The sequence below is a fragment of the Georgfuchsia toluolica genome (assembly GCF_907163265.1).
Classification (GTDB): Bacteria; Pseudomonadota; Gammaproteobacteria; order Burkholderiales; family Rhodocyclaceae; genus Georgfuchsia; species Georgfuchsia toluolica.
This window is the reverse complement of the sequence record NZ_CAJQUM010000001.1, coordinates 1813782-1834071: the sequence shown is the minus strand read 5'-3', so window position 1 is coordinate 1834071 and position 20290 is coordinate 1813782. Positions and strand designations below refer to the sequence as shown.

At 59.6% G+C, this 20290-nt stretch carries 23 protein-coding genes and 1 tRNA gene; 20 read left to right on the top strand and 4 right to left on the bottom strand.

Going from position 1 to position 20290, the window contains the following annotated elements; genetic code table 11:
• Nucleotides 1–54: 54 nt before the first annotated feature.
• The 5 genes from K5E80_RS08645 to K5E80_RS16730 all read left to right on the top strand — a co-directional run bounded on the left by K5E80_RS08645 (nucleotide 55) and on the right by K5E80_RS16730 (nucleotide 2216).
• A complete protein-coding gene (locus K5E80_RS08645) occupies nucleotides 55–657 on the top strand; it encodes a Spy/CpxP family protein refolding chaperone (protein WP_220635768.1) in 603 nt (200 codons plus the stop codon).
• Nucleotides 658–800: 143 nt separating this feature from the next.
• Nucleotides 801–1193 carry a hypothetical protein gene (locus tag K5E80_RS08640; RefSeq protein ID WP_220635767.1) on the top strand — a complete coding sequence of 131 codons (393 nt, stop codon included), beginning with the start codon at nucleotides 801–803 and terminating at the stop codon, nucleotides 1191–1193.
• A gap of 21 nt (nucleotides 1194–1214) precedes the next feature.
• Nucleotides 1215–1754, top strand: a complete 540-nt coding sequence (locus tag K5E80_RS08635; protein ID WP_220635766.1) for a glycine zipper family protein — start codon at nucleotides 1215–1217, stop codon at nucleotides 1752–1754.
• Between the two features lie 121 nt (nucleotides 1755–1875).
• On the top strand, nucleotides 1876–2109 hold the full coding sequence (locus K5E80_RS16735) for a hypothetical protein (RefSeq protein ID WP_246591114.1): 234 nt from the start codon (nucleotides 1876–1878) through the stop codon (nucleotides 2107–2109).
• A complete protein-coding gene (locus tag K5E80_RS16730; RefSeq protein ID WP_281420340.1) occupies nucleotides 2106–2216 on the top strand; it encodes an FKBP-type peptidyl-prolyl cis-trans isomerase in 111 nt (36 codons plus the stop codon). Before K5E80_RS16735 ends, K5E80_RS16730 begins: the two co-directional genes overlap by 4 nt.
• A gap of 150 nt (nucleotides 2217–2366) precedes the next feature.
• Here K5E80_RS16730 and K5E80_RS08625 read toward each other — a convergent pair.
• Nucleotides 2367–2457: transfer RNA gene (locus K5E80_RS08625), tRNA-Ser, on the bottom strand.
• Between the two features lie 113 nt (nucleotides 2458–2570).
• Nucleotides 2571–4169, bottom strand: coding sequence for an L-aspartate oxidase (gene nadB, locus K5E80_RS08620; RefSeq protein WP_425514538.1), 1599 nt, complete (start codon nucleotides 4167–4169; stop codon nucleotides 2571–2573).
• 174 nt (nucleotides 4170–4343) lie between these two features.
• Here nadB and rpoE point away from each other — a divergent pair, with 174 nt between their 5' ends.
• The 13 genes from rpoE (at nucleotide 4344) to nagZ (ending at nucleotide 14760) form a co-directional block, all read left to right on the top strand.
• Nucleotides 4344–4943 carry an RNA polymerase sigma factor RpoE gene (rpoE, locus tag K5E80_RS08615; protein ID WP_220635765.1) on the top strand — a complete coding sequence of 200 codons (600 nt, stop codon included), beginning with the start codon at nucleotides 4344–4346 and terminating at the stop codon, nucleotides 4941–4943.
• Nucleotides 4943–5179: a sigma-E factor negative regulatory protein gene (locus K5E80_RS08610; protein ID WP_220635764.1), complete on the top strand. Its 237-nt coding sequence runs from the start codon at nucleotides 4943–4945 to the stop codon at nucleotides 5177–5179. The genes rpoE and K5E80_RS08610 overlap by 1 nt, the downstream gene beginning before the upstream one ends.
• 110 nt (nucleotides 5180–5289) lie before the next feature.
• Nucleotides 5290–6732, top strand: coding sequence for a DegQ family serine endoprotease (locus tag K5E80_RS08605; protein ID WP_220635763.1), 1443 nt, complete (start codon nucleotides 5290–5292; stop codon nucleotides 6730–6732).
• A gap of 97 nt (nucleotides 6733–6829) precedes the next feature.
• Nucleotides 6830–7078: a glutaredoxin family protein gene (locus K5E80_RS08600; protein ID WP_246590920.1), complete on the top strand. Its 249-nt coding sequence runs from the start codon at nucleotides 6830–6832 to the stop codon at nucleotides 7076–7078.
• Between the two features lie 66 nt (nucleotides 7079–7144).
• Nucleotides 7145–8938: a translation elongation factor 4 gene (gene lepA / locus K5E80_RS08595; protein WP_220635762.1), complete on the top strand. Its 1794-nt coding sequence runs from the start codon at nucleotides 7145–7147 to the stop codon at nucleotides 8936–8938.
• Nucleotides 8935–9720, top strand: a complete 786-nt coding sequence (gene lepB / locus K5E80_RS08590; RefSeq protein WP_220635761.1) for a signal peptidase I — start codon at nucleotides 8935–8937, stop codon at nucleotides 9718–9720. The genes lepA and lepB overlap by 4 nt, the downstream gene beginning before the upstream one ends.
• A 40-nt stretch (nucleotides 9721–9760) precedes the next feature.
• A complete protein-coding gene (locus K5E80_RS08585; protein WP_220635760.1) occupies nucleotides 9761–10108 on the top strand; it encodes a DUF4845 domain-containing protein in 348 nt (115 codons plus the stop codon).
• Nucleotides 10105–10782 (top strand): ribonuclease III, encoded by a 678-nt coding sequence (gene rnc / locus K5E80_RS08580; RefSeq protein WP_220635759.1) that lies wholly within the window; start codon nucleotides 10105–10107, stop codon nucleotides 10780–10782. The genes K5E80_RS08585 and rnc overlap by 4 nt, the downstream gene beginning before the upstream one ends.
• A complete protein-coding gene (era, locus tag K5E80_RS08575; protein ID WP_220635758.1) occupies nucleotides 10779–11666 on the top strand; it encodes a GTPase Era in 888 nt (295 codons plus the stop codon). Before rnc ends, era begins: the two co-directional genes overlap by 4 nt.
• Before the next feature lie 262 nt (nucleotides 11667–11928).
• On the top strand, nucleotides 11929–12642 hold the full coding sequence (recO, locus tag K5E80_RS08570; protein ID WP_246590919.1) for a DNA repair protein RecO: 714 nt from the start codon (nucleotides 11929–11931) through the stop codon (nucleotides 12640–12642).
• Nucleotides 12639–13361 (top strand): pyridoxine 5'-phosphate synthase, encoded by a 723-nt coding sequence (gene pdxJ / locus K5E80_RS08565; protein WP_220635757.1) that lies wholly within the window; start codon nucleotides 12639–12641, stop codon nucleotides 13359–13361. The genes recO and pdxJ overlap by 4 nt, the downstream gene beginning before the upstream one ends.
• A complete protein-coding gene (acpS, locus tag K5E80_RS08560; protein WP_220635756.1) occupies nucleotides 13358–13735 on the top strand; it encodes a holo-ACP synthase in 378 nt (125 codons plus the stop codon). Before pdxJ ends, acpS begins: the two co-directional genes overlap by 4 nt.
• Nucleotides 13736–13749: 14 nt before the next feature.
• Nucleotides 13750–14760 (top strand): beta-N-acetylhexosaminidase, encoded by a 1011-nt coding sequence (gene nagZ, locus K5E80_RS08555; RefSeq protein ID WP_220637271.1) that lies wholly within the window; start codon nucleotides 13750–13752, stop codon nucleotides 14758–14760.
• A gap of 163 nt (nucleotides 14761–14923) precedes the next feature.
• On the opposite strand, the gene glpK is transcribed toward nagZ, so the two are convergent.
• Both glpK and glpD read right to left on the bottom strand, forming a co-directional pair.
• Nucleotides 14924–16414, bottom strand: a complete 1491-nt coding sequence (gene glpK, locus K5E80_RS08550; RefSeq protein WP_220635755.1) for a glycerol kinase GlpK — start codon at nucleotides 16412–16414, stop codon at nucleotides 14924–14926.
• Nucleotides 16411–17787, bottom strand: a complete 1377-nt coding sequence (gene glpD, locus K5E80_RS08545) for a glycerol-3-phosphate dehydrogenase (protein ID WP_220635754.1) — start codon at nucleotides 17785–17787, stop codon at nucleotides 16411–16413. The genes glpK and glpD overlap by 4 nt, the downstream gene beginning before the upstream one ends.
• Nucleotides 17788–17999: 212 nt before the next feature.
• Here glpD and K5E80_RS08540 point away from each other — a divergent pair, with 212 nt between their 5' ends.
• Both K5E80_RS08540 and K5E80_RS16945 read left to right on the top strand, forming a co-directional pair.
• Entirely contained in the window at nucleotides 18000–19922 is a 1923-nt protein-coding gene (locus tag K5E80_RS08540) for an HD domain-containing phosphohydrolase (RefSeq protein ID WP_220635753.1), read from the top strand.
• 213 nt (nucleotides 19923–20135) lie between these two features.
• Nucleotides 20136–20270 (top strand): hypothetical protein, encoded by a 135-nt coding sequence (locus K5E80_RS16945; RefSeq protein WP_281420223.1) that lies wholly within the window; start codon nucleotides 20136–20138, stop codon nucleotides 20268–20270.
• Nucleotides 20271–20290: the final 20 nt, after the last annotated feature.

Below are 20290 nucleotides of genomic sequence, written 5' to 3'. Positions count from 1 at the left end.
ATCACAACAAGTTCTTACAATTCCTGAATTGCGCCGCAAGATTATGTTTCTAGAATGGAAGCTGATCACAACAGTGTTACAGGGAGGTTTGACATGAAAGTATCCCATTCTATTTTTAGTGCTGCCGCGATCGGCGTTCTGCTGCTTGCGCTGGCTGCACCATCTGCATCATTCGCGCGCGAAGAGGCATGCTATCCCGGTGAGCACATGCGGATCGCCATGGAAGATCGGGGGCAGTGGGTCAAGAATCAAATGGCCAGGGAGGCCGCCTGGCTTGAAATCAAGGCCTCCCAGGAGGGCGCATGGGAAGCTTTTGCGGCAGCCAACCTGGAGCTGTCAAATGCATTCGGCAACCGTAAGCCGCTACCACCCGATGTCGACGCTGCCACTGCCATCCGGCAGCGTGCGGAACATGCGGCGGCTTTTGCCCAAAGCCTTTCCAAACTCGCCGCTGCGACAGAAAAGCTGCAAGCGGTATTGAACGAGGATCAGCGCAAGGTTCTTGACCGGATCGTGAGCTTGCACTCTCAATTTCGGGGTGGACACTTCTCCGAAGGCATGGAAGACCACGAGTATTGTCAACACGGATCAGAAATGTCGCCACACGCCTCCAGATCATCACCGAAAGCAGCCGCGCCAGTCAAGCCGAAAAAATGACCTGTGACGCACGAACATGATCGCTTCTTGCAACGCCCATTGCGCTCATGCAACTTATGAATACTGACATGATCGAAAGAAGCGTCAGGCAGTGTCGGCAAAATATTGAGCAAAGCGTTTACATACAATAAAGGATACAAGCCATGAAACGGATCAAATTGCTAATCGTGTTGCTTATGCTGCTGGGGGTGTCCGGCATCGGCACCGCTTGGGCGGGCAGGGGCCACCATGGGAGTGGCGGGCATTTCGGCGTGATGATCGGCATCCCTTGGGAACCGTGGTATTACCCGGCACCTTACTATTACCCGCCGCCTTACTACTACCCGCCTTACTATTCGCCGGTTATTGTGCAGCCACAGCCGCAGGTCTATATCGAACAGCAGCAAGTGCCTGCCGCCCCGCCTGAATCTGCTACAACCACGCCCGCCAACAACTATTGGTACTACTGTGCCACGGCCAGGGGCTATTATCCCTACATCAAGGAATGCCCTGGCGGATGGCAGAGGGTATTACCACAACCTCCGGGCCAGCGCTGAGCCAAACCAGGAATCATTGCCATGAAATCCCCCATTTTCATTCTCGCCGGTATGCTGTCCCTGATGCTTGCCGGGTGCGTTTCCGTCCCGACTGGCCCCACCGTGATGGCCCTGCCCGGGAGCGGCAAAACCTTCGACCAGTTCCGTTACGATGATGCCGAATGCCGCCACTATGCGCAGTCCCAGATTGGCGGGACCGACGCGAACCAGGCCGCGACCGATGCCGGTGTGCGCAGTGCTGTCGTGGGAACGGCAGTTGGCGCAGCCGCCGGCGCAGTCATGGGCGGACATGAAGGAGCCGGGGTTGGCGCCGGCACCGGGTTGCTGGTAGGCAGCATGGCAGGCACCAGCGCCGCCCAAAGCTCCGCCTATGGAGCTCAACGCAACTACGACAACGCTTATATCCAGTGCATGTATGCAAGGGGTGAGCAAGTGCCAGTGCCCGCTTCCATGTCGCGCAGCAGACAGGCACCCGCTGCCCCCGCAGGAACTTATTACCCGCCTCCGCCCCCTCCGGGATATGTGCCGCCACCTCCGCAACCGGGGTACCCATCGCGTTGATCAGAAAATATCTGTTCCTGATTTGGCCGACTGACTATATCAATTCGCCGGGCCGCTAAATTTACAGGAGCATGAGTAACGGCGAATCATGCGAGGCTGTTGCGGCCATTGGAGATTCGCCGTGAAGAATATTATCGCTGTCATGCTCGCTGCTTGCAGCATTCCCGCCTGGTCCCAGTCAGCCTTTGTGGCGAGTGCGGCCAAAGAAGCCGGTGCCATTGCCAGTCCGAGCGGACTCGTTTACCGATCACTGAAAAAGGGTGCTGGAAGCGCCCCGGTGGCTACGGATACCGCGGGTTATTCCTTGCTGGACCGAGGGGTACAGAAGATGAACCGGGTGGCAAAGCCAAGCTGACTTGCCCGCCATCCATTGCTTATGGTGAACGTGGCGCAGGCGGTGTAATCCCTCCCAATGCAACTTTGCAGTTCGAGATCGAACTGCTGTCAATCGTTCGCCATTAGTTCTGCATACTTCATCGATACAGGAAATGCCTCGGCTTCAAAATCATCCCAAGGTCTTCATGATGCAGCCACACCTGATGACTCCGTTGCACTTCAGAGTTGAATTCACCCGGCTAAATATATCAATGCTGTCTTATTATGCCTTAAGCATGGCGGAGAGGGCGGGATTCGAACCCGCGGTAGGCTATGAACCTACACACGCTTTCCAGGCGTGCGACTTAAACCGCTCATCCACCTCTCCGGTTCTGAAGCGCCGCGAATTCTAGCAGAAGCCCTGCACGGCCAGCGGCAGGTTTGCTGTCCATGGTGCTGAAATCTGCCGCTTATGGGGAGTCCGGGAAGAAGGGTTTTGGCCTAGGGCGTGAGGACGGTATTGCGCGCCTTGGCCGACAACTGCGGATAGTCGAGGCTGTAATGCAGCCCACGGCTTTCCTTGCGTTTTTGCGCGCAACGCACGATGAGGTGCGCGTTGAGAACGAGATTGCGCAACTCGATTAGATCATTGCTGATGCGGAAGTTGGCGTAATACTCGGCAATTTCGCGTTCAAGCAAACGGATGCGGTGCAAGGCGCGGGCCAGTCGCTTGTCGGTGCGGACTATGCCGACATAGTCCCACATGAATCGGCGCAATTCCTCCCAGTTGTGGGAAATGACGACTTCTTCATCGGCATCTGCGACGCGGCTTTCGTCCCAGTGCGGCAGCTTGGGTGCGGCCGGCGGCTTTTGCTGTTCGCAAATATCCTTCGCAGCGGCTTGCGACAACACCACGCATTCGAGCAATGAGTTGCTGGCGAGGCGGTTGGCGCCATGCAGCCCGGTGCAGGCGGCTTCGCCGAGCGCATAGAGGGCGGGCACATCGGTGCGTGCCGAGAGATCGGTGACGATGCCGCCGCAGGAGAAATGGGCGGCGGGTACGACTGGAATCCACTGCTTGGCGATGTCGATGCCAAGTTCCAGGCAGCGGTTGTAGATATTGGGGAAGTGTTCGCGCAGGAAGTCGGCGGAGCGATGCGTTATGTCGAGATAGACGCAATCAACGCCATGCTTCTTCATCTGGTAGTCGATGGCGCGCGCGACGATGTCGCGCGTGGCGAGTTCGCCGCGCGGATCGTGCTGGTCCATGAAGCGCGTGCCGTCGGGCAGGCGCAGCAGGCCGCCTTCACCACGCACAGCCTCGGAGATGAGGAAGGACTTGGCCTGCGGGTGATAAAGACAGGTGGGATGAAACTGGATGAACTCCATGTTGGCGACGCGGCAGCCGGCGCGCCAGGCCATGGCAACCCCATCGCCGGTGGCGATGTCGGGGTTGGTGGTGTAAAGGTAGGCCTTGCCTGCGCCGCCAGTGGCAAGCACGGTATAGGGCGCGCCGATGGTAACGACATGGCCGCTTTGTAGGTCGAGGACGTAAGCGCCCCAGCAGCGTTGGCGTTTCAGTCCCAGTTTGGCGCCGGTGATGAGATCGACGGCGATGTGATCTTCGAGTATGGAAATATTGGGGTGTTTGCGCACGATTTCCGTGAGCGTCTGTTGCACGGCGTTGCCGGTGGCATCGGCGGCGTGGATGATGCGGCGGTGGCTATGTCCGCCTTCGCGCGTGAGGTGGAAACCAAACTTGGTTTCGTCACGCGTGAAAGGCACGCCTTTGTCGATCAGCCAGCGCACTGCTTCGGCGCTGTGTTCGACGATGTAGCGCGTGGCGGCTTCGTCGCACAGGCCCGCGCCGGCGATGAGCGTGTCGTCAATATGTGACTTGATCGAATCGGTGGTGTCGAGTACGGCGGCGATTCCTCCCTGGGCTTTGGCCGAGGAGGAGTCTTCCAGCTTGCGCTTGGTGACAAGTGCCACTTTGTGCGTTTCGGCGAGGCGCAGGGCGAGCGACTGGCCCGCCAGGCCGCTGCCCAGGATCAGCACATCGTAGTATTTGATGGGAGAGTGAGGTGAAGGGTGAGACATGAGCGCGCAACTATAACATGTGGAACTTATCAGGTTGCTGCTGGTCTTCTGAGAATGGGCAGGAGAGGGGGTGTCTGTTAGCGGCAAATAGAGTGGCTGCAAGGGCTTCGGATATACTTCGCAAGCGGATCAGATAGAAAATGGGCGTCAATAACAACCGAGGGAATCCTGCGGATGGGAGAGCGCAAAGCGGACCAGGCACTGGTGCAACGCATCCAGGCCGGCGACCAGCAGGCTTTTGGGCTATTGGTGACGAAGTATCAGCGCAAGCTGATGCGGTTGATCATGCGACTGGTGCGTAATCCGGCCGAGGCTGAGGAAGTGACGCAGGAGGCCTTCATCAAGGCCTACCGTGCCTTGCCCGGCTTTCGCGGCGAGAGTGCGTTCTACACCTGGCTATACCGCATTGGTATCAATGCTGCAAAGAACTGGCTGATGGCCAATGAGCGCAAGGTATCAACATTGACCAACGCGGACAATGAGGAAGCGGAAGATTTCGACAGCGGTGAGTTGCTGCGCGATACGGATACACCGGAGCATATTCTGATGTCGCGGCAGATTGCCGAGACAGTGAATGCGGCCTTGGATCGCCTGCCGGAAGACCTGCGCATCGCGGTTACGCTGCGTGAAATAGACGGTCTTTCTTATGAAGAAATCGCGACCGCGACAAACTGCCCGATCGGCACCGTGCGCTCCCGGATTTTCCGCGCGCGCGAGGCAATTGCAGAAGAGTTGAAGCCCTTGCTGGATGTTGCGCCTGACAGGAGATGGTGATGAAAACGAAAATTTCGGCCCTGATTGACGGCGAACTCGATACCCACGAGATGCGCGAGGTTTGTATTTCGATGCATGAAGACAAAGAGTTGCGGCGTATTTCTTGCACCTATGCGCTGATCGGCGACGCCTTGCGTCGCGAGCCGCATCTCGCGACCGAGATTACTGGCACGGTACTCGACCATCTGGCTGACGAACCGGTAGTGCTGGCGCCGCAGGGGATTGTCAATCCATAGCGCGAGCGCGGGGCGGGTGCTGTTACATACGTTTGCAAAACGGAGTGGACCTAAACGCATGTCGCACTTCAGAATAATCATTTCTTGCATTCAAAGAGGAACCCCGGAATATGACAAATATGATTAGAAATGCGTTGGCGGCGGCGTGCCTGATGCTGGCAGCAGCACTCGCGTCCGCGCAATCACGGGACCTGCCCGACTTCACCGACCTGGTAGAAAAGCAGGGGCCTGCGGTGGTTAACATCAGCACGACCCAGGTCGTTCATGCGATGCGCGGGGGGCCGCAGTTCCAGTCTCCCTTCGGCGACGACGATCCGATGGCGGAATTATTCCGCCGTTTCGGCCAGCACCCGATGCCTGGTATTCCACACGACTATGAAAGCAAGTCGCTCGGTTCCGGCTTTATCGTTGGCGCGGACGGCTTGATCCTGACCAATGCGCACGTCGTGAATGACGCGGACGAGGTTCTGGTCAGGTTGACCGACAAGCGCGAGTTCAAGGCCAAGGTGCTGGGCGCCGACAGGCGCACCGACGTGGCGCTGATCAAGATCAACGCCAGAGGCCTGCCGGTGGTCAAACTCGGCGACGCGTCGAAACTTAAAGTCGGGGAATGGGTAGTGGCCATCGGCTCACCGTTCGGTTTTGACAATTCGGTCACGGCTGGCATTGTCAGCGCCAAAGGCCGTCAGTTGCCGCAGGAAAACTATGTGCCTTTCATCCAGACCGATGCGGCCATCAACCCCGGTAATTCCGGCGGGCCGCTGTTCAATATGAGGGGCGAGGTGGTTGGCATCAATTCGCAGATTTTCAGTCGCAGCGGCGGTTACATGGGCCTTTCCTTCGCCATTCCGATCGACGTGGCGCTGGATATCAAGAATCAGTTGCAGACAAATGGCCGCGTATCGCGCGGACGTATCGGCGTGGCGGTACAGGAATTAACCAAAGAGATGGCCGAATCCTTCGGTCTCTCCAAGCTTGAGGGCGCGCTGGTGGCCAAGGTGGAGAAAGGCTCCCCGGCCGACAAGGCAGGTTTGGCCGATGGCGATGTGATCCTCAAGTTCGACGGCAAGGCGGTGGCGCAGTCGGCGGATTTGTCGCGCTATGTTGGATCAACCAGGCCGGGTACGCAATCGATATTGCAGGTCTGGCGTGACGGCAAGCTGAAGACGCTGACAGTCACCGTGGGCGAGATGCCCAGCGAAGATGCCAAGCCGGGCGGGCATCCCGGCAAACGCCGCGGAAAAGCGGCCGAACCGCAGGCCAGCAATCGCTTTGGTCTTGCCCTTTCCGACCTGACGGCCGAACAGAAGCAGCAGGCCGGTATTGACAATGGCATACTTGTCGAAGACGTGAGAAATGGCCTGCGCGGCGATCTGCAGCCCGGCGACCTGATTCTGGGCCTGATGCACAAGGGGGTTCAGACCGAGGTGAAATCGGTCGAGCAGTTCAACAGCCTGCTCGGCAAGATCGACAAGTCGGCGACGCTGACCTTGCTCGTGAAGCGCGGCGAAGCCCAGGTTTTCGTGACCATCAAGGGTGTTGGTGAGAAATAATATCTCTCCCCGGTTCGGCCTGTGGCCCGAACCGCTCCCGTGGGGCCAAGTCAATCTTGTCCCATGGGGATTTCCTTCGGTCAGGGCGGCTTAGGCATTGACTTGTAATCTGACATTTTATGGCCGTACCTACTGTCATCTTTGCGATGACATGCTCGCCGCGCTGGAATCCCTGCGCGGCGAGTTTATTTTCGAGGTGGCGGTGGTCGATGTCGATACCGATTCGGCACTGGAGGCGCGCTATGACGAACTGGTGCCGGTGCTGGCCGATGAAGGCGGCGTGGAGTTGTGTCACTACTTCCTCGACGTGCCGAAAGTGCGTGAGTATTTGGCCCGCTTCCAGTAAAATCGCCCTTCAGTGAAGCACACCCGCCAACCTACCGTAAGGTGCTGAAGAAGCACCTTTTTTATTTTGAAGCACATCCGCAACTTCTCCATCATCGCCCATATCGACCACGGCAAATCGACCTTGGCGGATCGCATCATTCAGCGTTGCGGCGGTCTCTCCGAGCGCGAGATGGAAGCCCAGGTGCTCGACTCGATGGACCTGGAAAAGGAGCGCGGCATCACCATCAAGGCGCAGACTGCGGCACTCTCGTATACAGCGCGTGATGGTCAGCGTTACAACCTGAACCTGATCGACACGCCGGGACATGTGGACTTCTCCTACGAAGTCTCGCGTTCGCTCTCGGCCTGCGAAGGCGCGCTGCTGGTGGTGGATGCCTCGCAAGGCGTCGAGGCGCAGACCGTGGCCAACTGCTATACGGCGATCGAGCTTGGCGTCGAAGTGGTGCCGGTGCTGAACAAGATGGATCTGCCACAGGCCGATCCCGACAACGCCCGGCAGGAAATCGAGGACGTGATCGGCATCGACGCGACCGATGCCATTCCCTGTTCGGCCAAGTCCGGCATGGGCGTGGATGATGTGCTCGAAGCGGTCATCGCCCGCATTCCGCCGCCAAAGGGCGATCCCGAAGCGCCGTTGAAGGCGCTGATCATCGACTCCTGGTTCGACAACTATGTCGGCGTGGTGATGCTGGTGCGGGTGGTGGACGGCCGCCTGAAATCGAAGGACAGGATCAGGCTGATGGCGGCCGGCAGCGTGCATTTGTGCGAACAGGTCGGCGTGTTTACGCCCAAATCGCAGCCAAAGGAAACGCTCGCGGCGGGCGAGGTAGGTTTCATCATCTCCGGCATCAAGGAGATCAAGGCGGCCAAAGTGGGCGACACAGTGACGCTGGCGGACAAGCCCGCCGCGGAGGCGTTGCCCGGCTTCAAGGAAATCAAGCCGCAGGTGTTTGCGGGCCTCTATCCAATCGAGTCGAATCAATACGACACTCTGCGCGACGCGCTGGAGAAGCTGCATCTCAACGATGCCTCGCTGCATTACGAACCCGAAGTTTCGCAGGCGCTGGGTTTCGGCTTTCGCTGCGGCTTTCTCGGCCTCTTGCACATGGAAATCGTGCAGGAACGGCTGGAACGCGAGTTCGACCAGGACCTGATTACTACCGCGCCGACCGTGATTTACGAAGTGCTGCTGCACGATGGCTCGCTGATCCAGATAGAGAATCCGTCAAAGCTGCCGGAAGTGCAGAAAATCGAGGAAATTCGCGAGCCGATCATCACCACCAAGATTTTCGTACCGCAGGAATACCTTGGCGCAGTCATCACGCTGTGCGAGCAGAAGCGTGGTCGGCAGATGGATATCGCCTACCATGGTCGCCAGGTGCAATTGACATACGAAATGCCAATGGCCGAAGTGGTGATGGATTTCTTCGACAAGCTGAAGTCGGTTTCGCGCGGCTATGCCTCGCTCGATTACGAATTCAAGGAATATCGCACTGCCGATGTGGTGAAGCTCGACGTGCTGATCAACGGCGACAAGGTCGATGCGCTGTCCTTGATCGTGCATCGCGCCAATGCTCCGTATCGCGGCCGCGAACTGGCCGCCAAGATGCGCCAGTTGATTCCGCGCCAGATGTACGACGTGGCGATCCAGGCCGCGATCGGTTCCAACATCGTCGCACGCGAGAACGTCAAGGCGATGCGCAAGGATGTGTTGGCCAAGTGCTATGGCGGCGACATCACGCGCAAAAAGAAATTGCTCGAGAAACAGAAGGCCGGCAAGAAACGCATGAAGCAGGTTGGCCGTGTCGAAATTCCGCAGGAAGCCTTCCTCGCGGTGCTGAGAGTAGGTGACAAATGAACTTTGCCCTGATTCTGTTCGTGCTGCTGGTCGCCACTGGCCTGCTCTGGCTGGTCGATCATTTCATTTCGCGCAAACGCCGCCAGCCGGGGACGCCAAATCCGTGGTGGGTCGAATATGGCGCCAGTTTTTTTCCGGTGATCCTTGTTGTCTTCTTTTTGCGTTCCTTCCTGGTTGAGCCCTACAAGATTCCCTCCGGCTCGATGGTTCCGACCCTGCATGTGGGCGATTTCATCCTGGTCAATAAATATACTTATGGCATCCGCCTGCCGGTGATCAACAAGAAGGTCATCGAGCTCAACGCGCCGCAACGCGGCGACGTGATGGTGTTCCGTTATCCGGTGAACCCATCGCTCGACTATATCAAGCGCGTGGTCGGCCTGCCCGGCGACAAAATCGCTTATTTCAACAAGCAACTCATGATCAATGGCAAGCCGGTCCCGCTCGATAAAGACCAGCCCTACCTCGGCGCGGGACTGTTCTATACGCCGCGCTATCAGGAGCAGCTCGGCGCGGTGAAACATTCAATCCTGCTCGACCGTGAAACAGAGGCCCCAATTCTGCCCATTACGCGGTTTCCCCACATCGAGAATTGCCACTACAATGCGAACGGCGTCGAGTGCGTGGTGCCGCCCGGCCATTACTTCATGATGGGCGATAATCGCGACAACTCGCAGGACAGCCGCTACTGGGGGTTTGTGCCGGACGAGAACATCGTCGGCAGGGCTTTCTTCATCTGGTTCAACTTCAGCGACCTGAAGCGCATCGGGTCGTTCAAATAGGGGGAAGACGATGAGGCTTTTGAAGGCAAGGCAAAATGGCATGTCGATAACCGGCTTGCTGGTGGTGTGCGTGATTCTCGGCTTTGTGGGGATTCTAGCCGCCAAGATTGTTCCGGAAGTCAGCGAGTACATGGACATTGTCAGGGAGGTCAAGGCAGTGGCCGCCGATCCGGCCGTGCGCGGCTCGGTGCACGACATCAAGGTCGCGTTTGAAAAACGAGCTGATGTCGCCTACATCAAAAGCATTACGCCCGAGGACCTGGATATTTCCAAGGATGGCGATCAGATCGTGATCTCGTTCGCCTATACCAAGAAAATTCCCCTGTTTGCGAATGCCAGCCTGTTGCTGGACTTTCAGGGTAGTTCGTCCCAGCAGAAGGAAGAATGACGCCGACGCTGGATAGCGTTGAATACGCAATCGGCCATCGCTTTGCCAAGCGCGAACTGCTTGTCCAGGCGCTGACCCACCGCAGCCACAGTACGCCGCATAACGAACGGCTGGAATTTCTCGGCGACAGCGTGCTCAATTGCAGCGTTGCCGCTTTGCTGTACCGCAGCTTCCCCGAGTTGAAAGAAGGCGAATTATCCCGTCTGCGCGCCAGCCTGGTCAAACAGGGCGCCCTGGCTGAAGTGGCCATGCGCATCAAGCTCGGCAGTCATATCAAATTTGGCGAGGGAGAGCTGAAGAGCGGCGGCGAGCGCCGTCCCTCCACCCTTGCCGATGCACTCGAAGCCGTCTTCGGCGCCATCTATCTCGACGCCGGTTTCGATGCTGCGGCCAAGGTGATCGAGTTGCTCTACCAGCCTTTGTTGTGTTGCATTGATCCGGCTGTTGCGGGCAAGGATGCGAAAACGGAGTTGCAGGAATTGCTTCAGGGCCGGCGTCTTGAACTGCCGCGCTACGAACTGCGGGCAACACGCGGCGAAGCGCATGCACAGCAGTTCGATGTGGATTGCCTGATTCCCGATCTCGGCATCAGCAGCAGCGGCTCCGGCGCCAGCCGCCGCATCGCGGAACAGGAAGCGGCCAAGCGCGTGCTGGAACAGATCAAAAACAAATGAGCAACGATTTTCATACTGGGTATCTTGCCGTGGTCGGCCGCCCCAACGTCGGCAAGTCGACCCTGGTCAATCGCCTGATCGGCGCCCGTGTCAGCATTACTTCGAGGAAAGCGCAGACCACGCGCCACCGCATTCACGGGGTGCTGACCACGGACGATTGCCAATTCATTTTCGTCGACACTCCCGGCTTCCAGGCAAGCCACAAGAATGCGCTGAACCGCCTCATGAACCGCAGCGTGTCGCAGACGCTGGTTGATGTCGATGTCGTGCTGTTCGTGATCGAGGCGGGACGCTGGGGCAAGGGCGAACATGACTTGCTGCCGCAATTGCCATCTGAGCGTCCGGTGTTGCTGCTCATCAACAAGATCGACCGCCTCGCCGACAAGACGGCACTGCTGCCCTTCATCCAGAAGGTCGCTGCCGAATATGCCTTTGCTGAAATTCTGCCGCTCTCCGCGGAATCCGGTTCCGGCATCGACGAGTTATTGAAGACGGCGGGCAAATACCTGCCCGTGGGCGAGCCGGTTTTCTCAGCAGACGACATTACCGACCGTTCCGAGCGTTTTCTTGCTGCCGAATTGCTGCGCGAGAAATTGTTCCGTAATCTTGGCGAAGAGTTGCCCTATGGCATCGCCGTCGAGATTGAAAAATTCGAACAGGAGAACGATTTGCGCCGCATCTTCGCCGCCGTGATCGTGGACAAGGAAGCCTACAAGTCCATGGTGATCGGCAAGGATGGCGAGCGTTTAAAACGCATCTCCACCGACGCGCGCCGCGACATGGAAAAATTGTTCGGCGGCAAGGTCTGGCTCGAAACCTGGGTCAAGGTCAAGAGCGGCTGGGCCGACGATGAGGGCGCCTTGAAGTCGCTGGGCTACGAATGAGTGCCGTCCGCCGGGCCGCCCGCGCAAGCGCGGTAAAACATGCCCCCCCTCCCTGCCTCCCCCTCCACGAGGGGGGGGTGACTAATCGCCCCCGCCCTTGGGGCGGGGGAAGAGGGGTGGGCGCAATTATTTCCCAAGGGGAGCGCAAGCGCTCCCCCTTCCTTGGGGCGAAGGCAGGAATTCGCCGAGCATCGCTCGGCGCTGCCGAAGCGGGCGAGCTGTGCAAAGCGAGCCCTTCGGGAGATGGGGGGAAGATACTCCGGTGAGCGCAAAACAGCGTATTGACGGCGCGCGTGTCTTCCTGCTGCATGCGCAGCCCTATAGCGAGACCAGCCTGGTGCTCGATGTGTTCGCGCGCGACTACGGCCGTCTGCCGGTGCTGGCGCGCGGTGCACGACGGCCGCGCTCGGCCTTGCGCGGCGTCTTGATCGGCTTTCAATTGCTCGAACTGGGCTGGTTCGGCGGCGGCGAAGTCAAGACCCTGGCCCGTGCGGAATGGTGCGGCGGCACACCATTGCTGCAGGGGCGTTGCCTGCTGCTCGGCTATTACCTCAACGAACTATTACTCAAACTGCTGCCGCGCGAAGACGCCCATCCGGTGCTGTTCGACAGCTATGCCGCAGCGGTGGGCGCATTGGCAACCGGGGCAGCGGATGCGCCGGAGTTGCGCCGCTTCGAGAAATCTCTGCTCAAGGAAATCGGCTACGGCCTGACCTTCGACCATGACGCCTATGGCGCTCCGGTACAACCGGAGTTGCGTTACAGCTATCTGGTCGAACGCGGTCTGATCGCCGTCGAGGGCAATGAACGATTTACCTTGTCGGGCAAGACGCTGCTCGACATGGACGCCGACGATTACCGCGATCCGCGCACCCTGGCCGAGAGCAAGCAGTTGATGCGGCAACTGGTTGCGCACCAACTCGGCGGCCAGCCATTACAGTCGCGCCGCGTCTTTATGGAGCTTCAGGAACTATGATTGAACTCGGGGTCAACATCGACCACGTCGCGACGCTGCGTCAGACACGTGGCACCAACTATCCCGATCCAGTGCGCGCCGCGCTGCTGGCTGAGGAAGCAGGAGCAGATGCGATCACGCTGCATTTGCGGGAAGACCGACGTCATATCCAGGATCGCGATGTCGAAACCCTGCGCGGCAAGCTGGCAACGCGCATGAATCTTGAATCGGCGGTGACGGATGAAATGATCGCCTTCGCCTTGCATATCAGGCCGCACGACGTTTGCCTGGTGCCGGAAAAACGCGAAGAGCTGACCACCGAAGGCGGCCTTGATGTTGTCACCGGCTACGATCGCGTGCAGTCCGCGGTAAGGCGCCTGACCGACGCGGGGATACGCGTCTCGCTCTTCATCGATGCCGATGTGGCACAGATCGACGCGGCCAGGCGCTGCGGCGCACCGGTGATTGAAATCCACACCGGCGCCTATGCCGATGCCGTGGGCGCTGCCGAGCAGCGCGAATTGAAGCGGATTCAGGAAGCGGTGGCTTACGGCCGCCAGCTTGGGCTCAAGGTCAATGCCGGGCACGGCCTGCATTTCGGCAACGTGCAGCCGATTGCGGCGATTGCCGGCATCGCCGAACTCAACATCGGCCACGCACTGGTTGCGGAAGCGGTATTCATGGGCTGGCAGCCAGCGATTCTCGAAATGAAGCGATTGATGATCGAGGCGCGCCGATGATTTTTGGCGTGGGCACCGATATCGCCCAGATTTCGCGGCTCGGTGACCTGTACCAGCGTCAGGGCGAACGCACCCTGGAAAAGATTCTTACGCCGTCGGAACGGGCGGCCTGCAAGGCCAGCGCCGATCCCGCGCGCTTTCTGGCCAAGCGCTTTGCCGCGAAGGAAGCCTTGGGCAAGGCCTACGGTACGGGCGTTCGCGCACCGGTATTGCTGCCCAATATCGCCATTGAACACGATGAACTGGGCAAACCTTTTTTTGTTTTCTCCGCCCCACTGGCGGCAGTATTTGCCGAGCGCGGCCTGATTGCGCACCTGTCCATTTCCGACGAACGCGAGTTTGTCGTTGCTTTTGTCATTTTGGAACAGCCGTGAAAAAAGTGCCGTGTTTGCCCTTGGGCCCGCTGATGATCGACTGCGCCGGCACCGCCTTGAGCGATCTGGAGCGTGAACGTCTGCTGCATCCCCTTGTCGGTGGCGTGATCCTGTTCGCGCGCAACTATGAATCGCCGGCCCAGCTTGAGGCCTTATGCGCCAGGATCCATGCCTTACGCGAACCACCGTTGCCAATCGCCGTCGACCACGAGGGCGGGCGCGTACAGCGCTTTCGCGGGGGCTTTACGCGCCTGCCACCGATGGGCCGCCTCGGCGAATGGTGGCAGCGCGACGCATCTGCGGCGCTGGAGGCGGCGCGCGGCATCGGTTATGTATTGGCGGCCGAGTTGCGTGCGCGCGGCGTCGATTTCTCCTTTACGCCGGTGCTCGATCTCGACTGGGGCCGCAGCAACGTGATCGGCGACCGCGCCTTTCACCCGGAGGCGGAAGCCGTGATCCAGCTTTCCAATGCATTGATTGAAGGTCTCCATGCCGCTGGTATGGGCGCCTGCGGCAAACATTTTCCCGGCCACGGCTGGGTCGAGGCCGACTCGCATGTGGCGATTCCGGTTGATGAGCGTTCGCTTGCCGAAATCGAGATCGATATGCAGCCTTACAAGGCACTGAAGCTGGACGCCGTAATGCCGGCCCATGTGATTTATCCGCAAGTGGATAGCCGCCCGGCAGGGTTCTCGCCGGTGTGGATTGACAAGCTGCGCCATGACTGCAAATTCGATGGCGTGATTTTCAGCGACGACCTGTCGATGGAAGGCGCCAGCGTCGCCGGTGACATCGTTGCGCGCGCCAATGCCGCATGGAACGCAGGCTGCGACATGCTCCTGGTATGCAATGCGCCGGATGCCGTGGGCGAGTTGCTGGCTCGCTGGCAACCGGTGCTCGACCCGGTTCGCGCCAAACGCATCGAACGTCTGCTGCCGCGGCAGCCTGCACCCAATTGGACCGTGCTGGAGAACGATAGCCGTCGTCGAACAGCGTTGACTGCCATTGAGTCCATGATCGGCTAACACGCATGGTCGCTGGCGCCACCCCCAAGGATGAAAAGGCGCAAAGGCAATCGAACGCCCCCACCCCATACCCCGCCCCGGGGCGAGGCTACCAGTCGGCTCGCTGCGCTCGATATCACTATGGGGCTGTTTCTGCTTTTTCCATGCTAAACAAGAACACACACTAAGCAATCGCGCGTTTGATTTCCTGTTGCCAGCGAGTCAGGCGAGCGCGACGTTCCGTATCTGAAATCGATGGTTCGAAGCGCCGGTCGATCTGCCAGTGGCTTGCCACGTCCTCGGGCGATTGCCAGAACCCGACGGCAAGACCCGCCAGATAAGCCGCGCCGAGCGCGGTGGTTTCGGTGACGCGTGGGCGCACCACGGTGACGCCGAGCAGGTCGGCCTGGATCTGCAGCAGCAGATTGTTGTGCGCTGCGCCGCCATCGACGCGCAGTTCGGCGAGCCTGACCCCGGAGTCGTTTTCCATCGCCGCGAGCAGGTCGGCGCTTTGCAAGGCGATGGCATCGAGCGCGGCGCGCGCGATATGCGCCCGCGTCGTGCCGCGCGTCATGCCGGTCAGCGCTGCACGCGCATCGGGCTTCCACCAGGGCGCGCCAAGGCCGGCGAAGGCCGGGATCAACGTGACGCCGCCGCTGTCCGCTACGCTCATGGCGAGCGCTTCAACCTCGCCCGCGGCTTGAATGATGCCGAGTCCGTCGCGCAGCCACTGGATGATGGCGCCGCCCATGAACACGCTGCCTTCGAGCGCGTAGCTGGTTTCCGTGCCGAGCTTCCATAGCACCGTGGTGAGCAGCCGGTGGGCCGAGGGTATGGCCTGCTGTCCCGTATTCATCAGCATGAAACAGCCGGTGCCATAGGTATTCTTCGTCATGCCCGGCGCGAGGCAGGCCTGGCCGAAAGTGGCGGCCTGCTGGTCGCCGGCGATGCCGGCAATTGGAATCGCTGCGCCTAACCAATGGGCATCGCACTCGCCATATACCGTGCTGCTGGCCACCACCCGCGGCAACAACTCAGGTGGGATATCGAGCAGCGCCAGCAGTTCATCATCCCAATCGTTCGCATGGATGTTGTAGAGCAGGGTGCGCGAGGCATTCGAGGCATCGGTGATGTGCAGCCGGCCACCGCTGAGGTTCCAGACCAGCCAGCTATCGATGGTACCGAAGGCAAGTTCGCCGCGGCGCGCGCGCCCCCTTGCATCCGGAATATTGTCGAGCAGCCAGGCGAGCTTGGTGCCGGAAAAATAGGGGTCGAGCAACAGGCCGCTGCGCGCGCTGAATTCCGCTTCGTGGCCGGCCGCGCGCAATGCTTCGCATAGCGGCGCGGTGCGCCGGTCCTGCCAGACGATGGCGCGATAAAGCGGCCGGCCCGTGGCGCGCTCCCACAGCACCGTGGTCTCGCGCTGGTTGGCGATGCCGATGGCGGCGACCGCATGCGCCTCGATATTGGCCTGCTGCAATACGCTGCGGGCGACGTCGAGCTGGCTTTGCCATATCTCTTCGGCGTCGTGTTCCACCCAGCCCGGCTGCGGAAAATGCTGTGCGAATTCGCGCTGTGCCACGGCGCGCGGATTGCCCGCATGATCGAACAAGATCGCGCGCGAACTGGTGGTGCCCTGATCGAGCGCCAGAATGAATTGTTCGCCGGGCGTCATCGATTTCGCTCCAGCCACAGGGTGAATTCGTCGCGCTGTTTCCTGTTCATCGACAATCCCGCCTTGGTTCGCCGCCACATAATATCGTCCGCATCATGCGCCCATTCCTGCTCGATGAAGTAACGTACATCGCGCTCGCACAGCCCGCCGCCGAAATCGCAGCCGGGATCGGCGCCGCTGTCGATCATGCGATCCGGCAGCAAGGCTTGCGCGGTCCATGCTGGTGCCATTTTCGGAAAGGTCGGCGCGAGCCTGTCCAGCGCCTTTTCCGCAAGGCGGCGATAAGTGGTGAGCTTGCCGCCGATGATGGTCAACAATGGCGCATCGCCCGTCCTGGGCTGGTCCAGCACGAAACGGTATTCACGGCTGACCTGCGACAGGTTTTCCTTGCCGTCGTCGAGCAGCGGGCGCACCCCGGCGAATGTCCACACCGCATCCTGCGGTCGGATCGGATTGCGCAGGTAGCGGTTCGTGGCGCGGCACAGATACGCCACTTCCTCGGTGCTGGCGGCTGGTAATTCGTCGGGATCGCGCACGCGCACTTCGGTTGTGCCGATCAGCGTGAAATTGTCGTGAAAGGGCAGCAGGAAAACGATGCGACCATCGTCGTTCTGCAAGGTGTAGGCGTGGTCGCCAGCATAGAGACGCGGCACCACGATGTGGCTGCCGCGCACCAGCTGGATGCCGATGTCCTCCCTGCCGCCCAGCAGCGTGTGCATCCGCGCCGCCCAGGGTCCGGCGGCATTGGCAATGGCGCGGAAGCGCATGTCGAACACGAGCGCATCTGCGGTCCGCAGCGTGCAAACCCATATGCCATTCTCGCGCCGCGCGCTAAGAAGGCGAGTGCGCGGCAGGATCGACGCGCCGTGGTGCGCGGCATCGCGCACATTTTCAATAGTCAGTCGCGCATCGTTGGTCTGGACATCGGAGTAAACGTGGCCATTGCGGCAGGCCGCTTGCAGCGGGGCGCCGTAAGGACTGTCGGCAAAAGCCACTGCTGCGCTCGGCGGCAGGGTTTTCGCGCCGCCGAGATGGTCATAGAGCCAGAGGCCGAGTCCGATCAGCCATGCCGGACGCGATGTTGAAGAATGCGGCATGACGAAGCGCAGCGGATGCGTCAGATGCGGCGCAATGCGCAACAGGATTTCGCGTTCCTGCAGCGATTCGCGCACCAGCCGGAAATCATAGTGTTCCAGATAGCGCAGCCCGCCGTGGATCAGCTTGCTGCTCGCCCATGAGGTCGCGCCCGCTATGTCGCCTTTTTCGCACAGCGCCACGGCAAGCCCGCGTCCAGCCGCGTCGCGGGCAATGCCGGCGCCATTGATGCCGCCACCAACGATCAGCAGGTCGTGGATACGCGCCGGGTCGCTCATGGTATCCCCCCAAGGATTTTGCCGAAAGGTAACACTGCCTTCACCCTTGCGTAACTATTGACATTTATCAATAACATGGGGCCAGCCGGATGTATAGTGACTATATAACTTTAGTTATAAATGGTTTTTTAATTCCTGTTTCAAAGCAGGTTTGGGGTGCCATATAAAAATTTATATATGGGCGATTTTGGACAAGAAATTTTGGACAAGAAGTGAGCGGCCTACCGGTTGAAGAGGGGGTTTATCATTCCCTCTTCAACAATCTGCTGAACGGACTGGCCTATTGCCGCATTATCTACGAGGACGGCAAGCCGGTCGATTACGTTTACCTCGCGGTCAACGCAGCTTTTACCGGTCAAACCGGGTTGGCCAATGTGGTCGGCAAACGTGCGTCCGAGGCGATCCCGGGCCTGAGTGAACTGGATGGCGACCTGATCCGGATCTACGGACGGGTGGTGGCGACCGGCAGGCCGGAACGGTTCGATTACTTCGTCGTTGCCCTGCAAACATGGTTTCATCTGTCGGTCTACAGCCCCGCGCAGGATCACTTCGTCACGATCTTCGATGTCATCTCCGAGCGCAAGGTGGCCGAGGCAAAAATCCAGCGGCTGTCGCGCTTCAATGCGGCGCTGAACCAGTGCAACCAGGCCATGGTGCGCTGTACCAGCGAGAGGGAACTGTTTCCGCAAATCTGCCGCGCCGCGGTAGAGTTCGGTGGTATGACTATGGCATGGATCGGCGTGATCGACGGTGCGACCCTCAAGGTGCTGCCGGTCGACAGTTTTGGCGATGACAACGGATATCTGAGCAACATCGACATTTCGATCGATGCCGCCAGCCGATTCGGGTGCGGCCCCACCGGCATCGCCCTGCGCGAGAACCGGCCATACTGGTGCCAGGATTTTCGCGATTTTCCTGTAGCCATCCCCGGGCATGAGCGTACCGCACGCGCCGGTTTTGGTTCTTCCGCCGCGCTGCCATTGCACCGGAATGGCGCCGTAATCGGTACTTTCAACCTGTATTCGGACGAGATCAATGCCTTCGATAATGAACTGCGTGAACTGCTGGCCGGCATGGCGACGGATATCAGCTTTACGCTTGACAACTTTGCCCGCGAATCGCAGCGCAAGCGGGCGGAGGAGGAATTGCGGGCGGCGGAAGAGCGATACCGCAGTCTGGTCGAGCAGTCGATTGCCGCCACCTACATTATCCAGGACGACAAATTTGCCTATGTCAATCCGCGCTGTGCCGAGATCATGGGGCGAGGCCAGATAGACGTATTGACCGGCACCAATCCATTGCAGTGGATCGCGCCAGCTGACCGTGACAGGATTGCGGAGGATCTAAGGCAACTGATGGGCGGCAAAACGCAGAAAATCACGCACGAATTTGTGGTCCTGTGCCGGGACGGGAGCATGGTACGGATCGGAGCGAATGCCAGTCGCGCGACGTACCAGGGCCGGCCCGCGATCATCGGCCTGCTGCAGGACATCTCTGAAAGGAAGCGTACCGAAGAGATGACCGAGCGCCACATGATGCAGCTCAAAACCGCAGTCATGAGTACCGTGGGGGTGGCGACGACCATCAGTGGGATGCGCGACCCGTATACTGCCGGTCACGAACGTCGTGTGGCAGAGGTCGCTGCTGCCATCGGCAGCGAACTTGGTTTTGACACGCAGCGGCTGGAGGGCTTGCGGATCGCCGCCAGTTTGCATGACATCGGCAAGATAAAAATTCCGTCAGAAATCCTCTCCAAGCCCGGCAAACTCAGCGCGGTCGAGTATCGGATGATCCAGGGGCATGCCAATGCGAGCTACGATGTGCTGAAGGAGGTGGAATGGTTCTGGCCGGTAGCCGAGGTTGCACTACAGCACCATGAGCGCATGGATGGCAGCGGCTACCCGCAGGGACTCAAGGGCGAGGAAATACTTCTCGAAGCACGCATCATGGCGGTGGCGGACGTGGTCGAGGCAATGTCCTCGCACCGGCCCTACCGTGCCGGCCTCAGGGTCGATCAGGCCCTGGATGAAATCGAGAGCGGGCGCGGGACATTGTACGATCCCGAAGTTGCTGATGCCTGCCTGAAAATATTTCGTGAAAAAGGGGTACACCGTTTCAGCCTGGCGGACATCTAGGATATTGGTATACTGTGCGCACTATACTAACGAGAAAGCTAGTGCGCAAACAGGATGAACCATCGCGGCGTGGACGAGTGTACGCAATCGCGTTTTTATCGTTGCTCGGATTTTTCGGTGGTGCCGCTGCGGAAGAATTAAAAATTGGCGGTAGTGGCGCCGGACTCGGCACCATGCGATTGCTCGGCAACGAATTTACGGCGGCGAATCCGGATGTCACGATCAGCCTATCCCTATTACAAGCGCCTGTTCTTCGTGGCCGGCGCACAGTGCAGCCCGGCCGTTGAACGCTTCATCGCCTTTGCGCAGTCTCCTGGCGGACAAAAAATTCTTGCCCGCAACGGATAGTGGATTCCCTGAGACCGGTA

Excerpts from the sequence above, each read along its gene's own strand:
- K5E80_RS08645 (WP_220635768.1), top strand. The coding sequence starts at position 55 with ATGGAAGCTGATCACAACAGTGTTACAGGGAGGTTTGACATGAAAGTA.
- K5E80_RS08640 (WP_220635767.1), top strand. The coding sequence starts at position 801 with ATGAAACGGATCAAATTGCTAATCGTGTTGCTTATGCTGCTGGGGGTG.
- K5E80_RS08635 (WP_220635766.1), top strand. The coding sequence starts at position 1,215 with ATGAAATCCCCCATTTTCATTCTCGCCGGTATGCTGTCCCTGATGCTT.
- nadB (WP_425514538.1), bottom strand. The coding sequence starts at position 4,169 with ATGTCTCACCCTTCACCTCACTCTCCCATCAAATACTACGATGTGCTG.
- rpoE (WP_220635765.1), top strand. The coding sequence starts at position 4,344 with ATGGGAGAGCGCAAAGCGGACCAGGCACTGGTGCAACGCATCCAGGCC.
- K5E80_RS08610 (WP_220635764.1), top strand. The coding sequence starts at position 4,943 with ATGAAAACGAAAATTTCGGCCCTGATTGACGGCGAACTCGATACCCAC.
- K5E80_RS08605 (WP_220635763.1), top strand. The coding sequence starts at position 5,290 with ATGACAAATATGATTAGAAATGCGTTGGCGGCGGCGTGCCTGATGCTG.
- lepB (WP_220635761.1), top strand. The coding sequence starts at position 8,935 with ATGAACTTTGCCCTGATTCTGTTCGTGCTGCTGGTCGCCACTGGCCTG.
- K5E80_RS08585 (WP_220635760.1), top strand. The coding sequence starts at position 9,761 with ATGTCGATAACCGGCTTGCTGGTGGTGTGCGTGATTCTCGGCTTTGTG.
- rnc (WP_220635759.1), top strand. The coding sequence starts at position 10,105 with ATGACGCCGACGCTGGATAGCGTTGAATACGCAATCGGCCATCGCTTT.
- era (WP_220635758.1), top strand. The coding sequence starts at position 10,779 with ATGAGCAACGATTTTCATACTGGGTATCTTGCCGTGGTCGGCCGCCCC.
- pdxJ (WP_220635757.1), top strand. The coding sequence starts at position 12,639 with ATGATTGAACTCGGGGTCAACATCGACCACGTCGCGACGCTGCGTCAG.
- acpS (WP_220635756.1), top strand. The coding sequence starts at position 13,358 with ATGATTTTTGGCGTGGGCACCGATATCGCCCAGATTTCGCGGCTCGGT.
- glpK (WP_220635755.1), bottom strand. The coding sequence starts at position 16,414 with ATGACGCCCGGCGAACAATTCATTCTGGCGCTCGATCAGGGCACCACC.
- glpD (WP_220635754.1), bottom strand. The coding sequence starts at position 17,787 with ATGAGCGACCCGGCGCGTATCCACGACCTGCTGATCGTTGGTGGCGGC.
- K5E80_RS16945 (WP_281420223.1), top strand. The coding sequence starts at position 20,136 with ATGTCACGATCAGCCTATCCCTATTACAAGCGCCTGTTCTTCGTGGCC.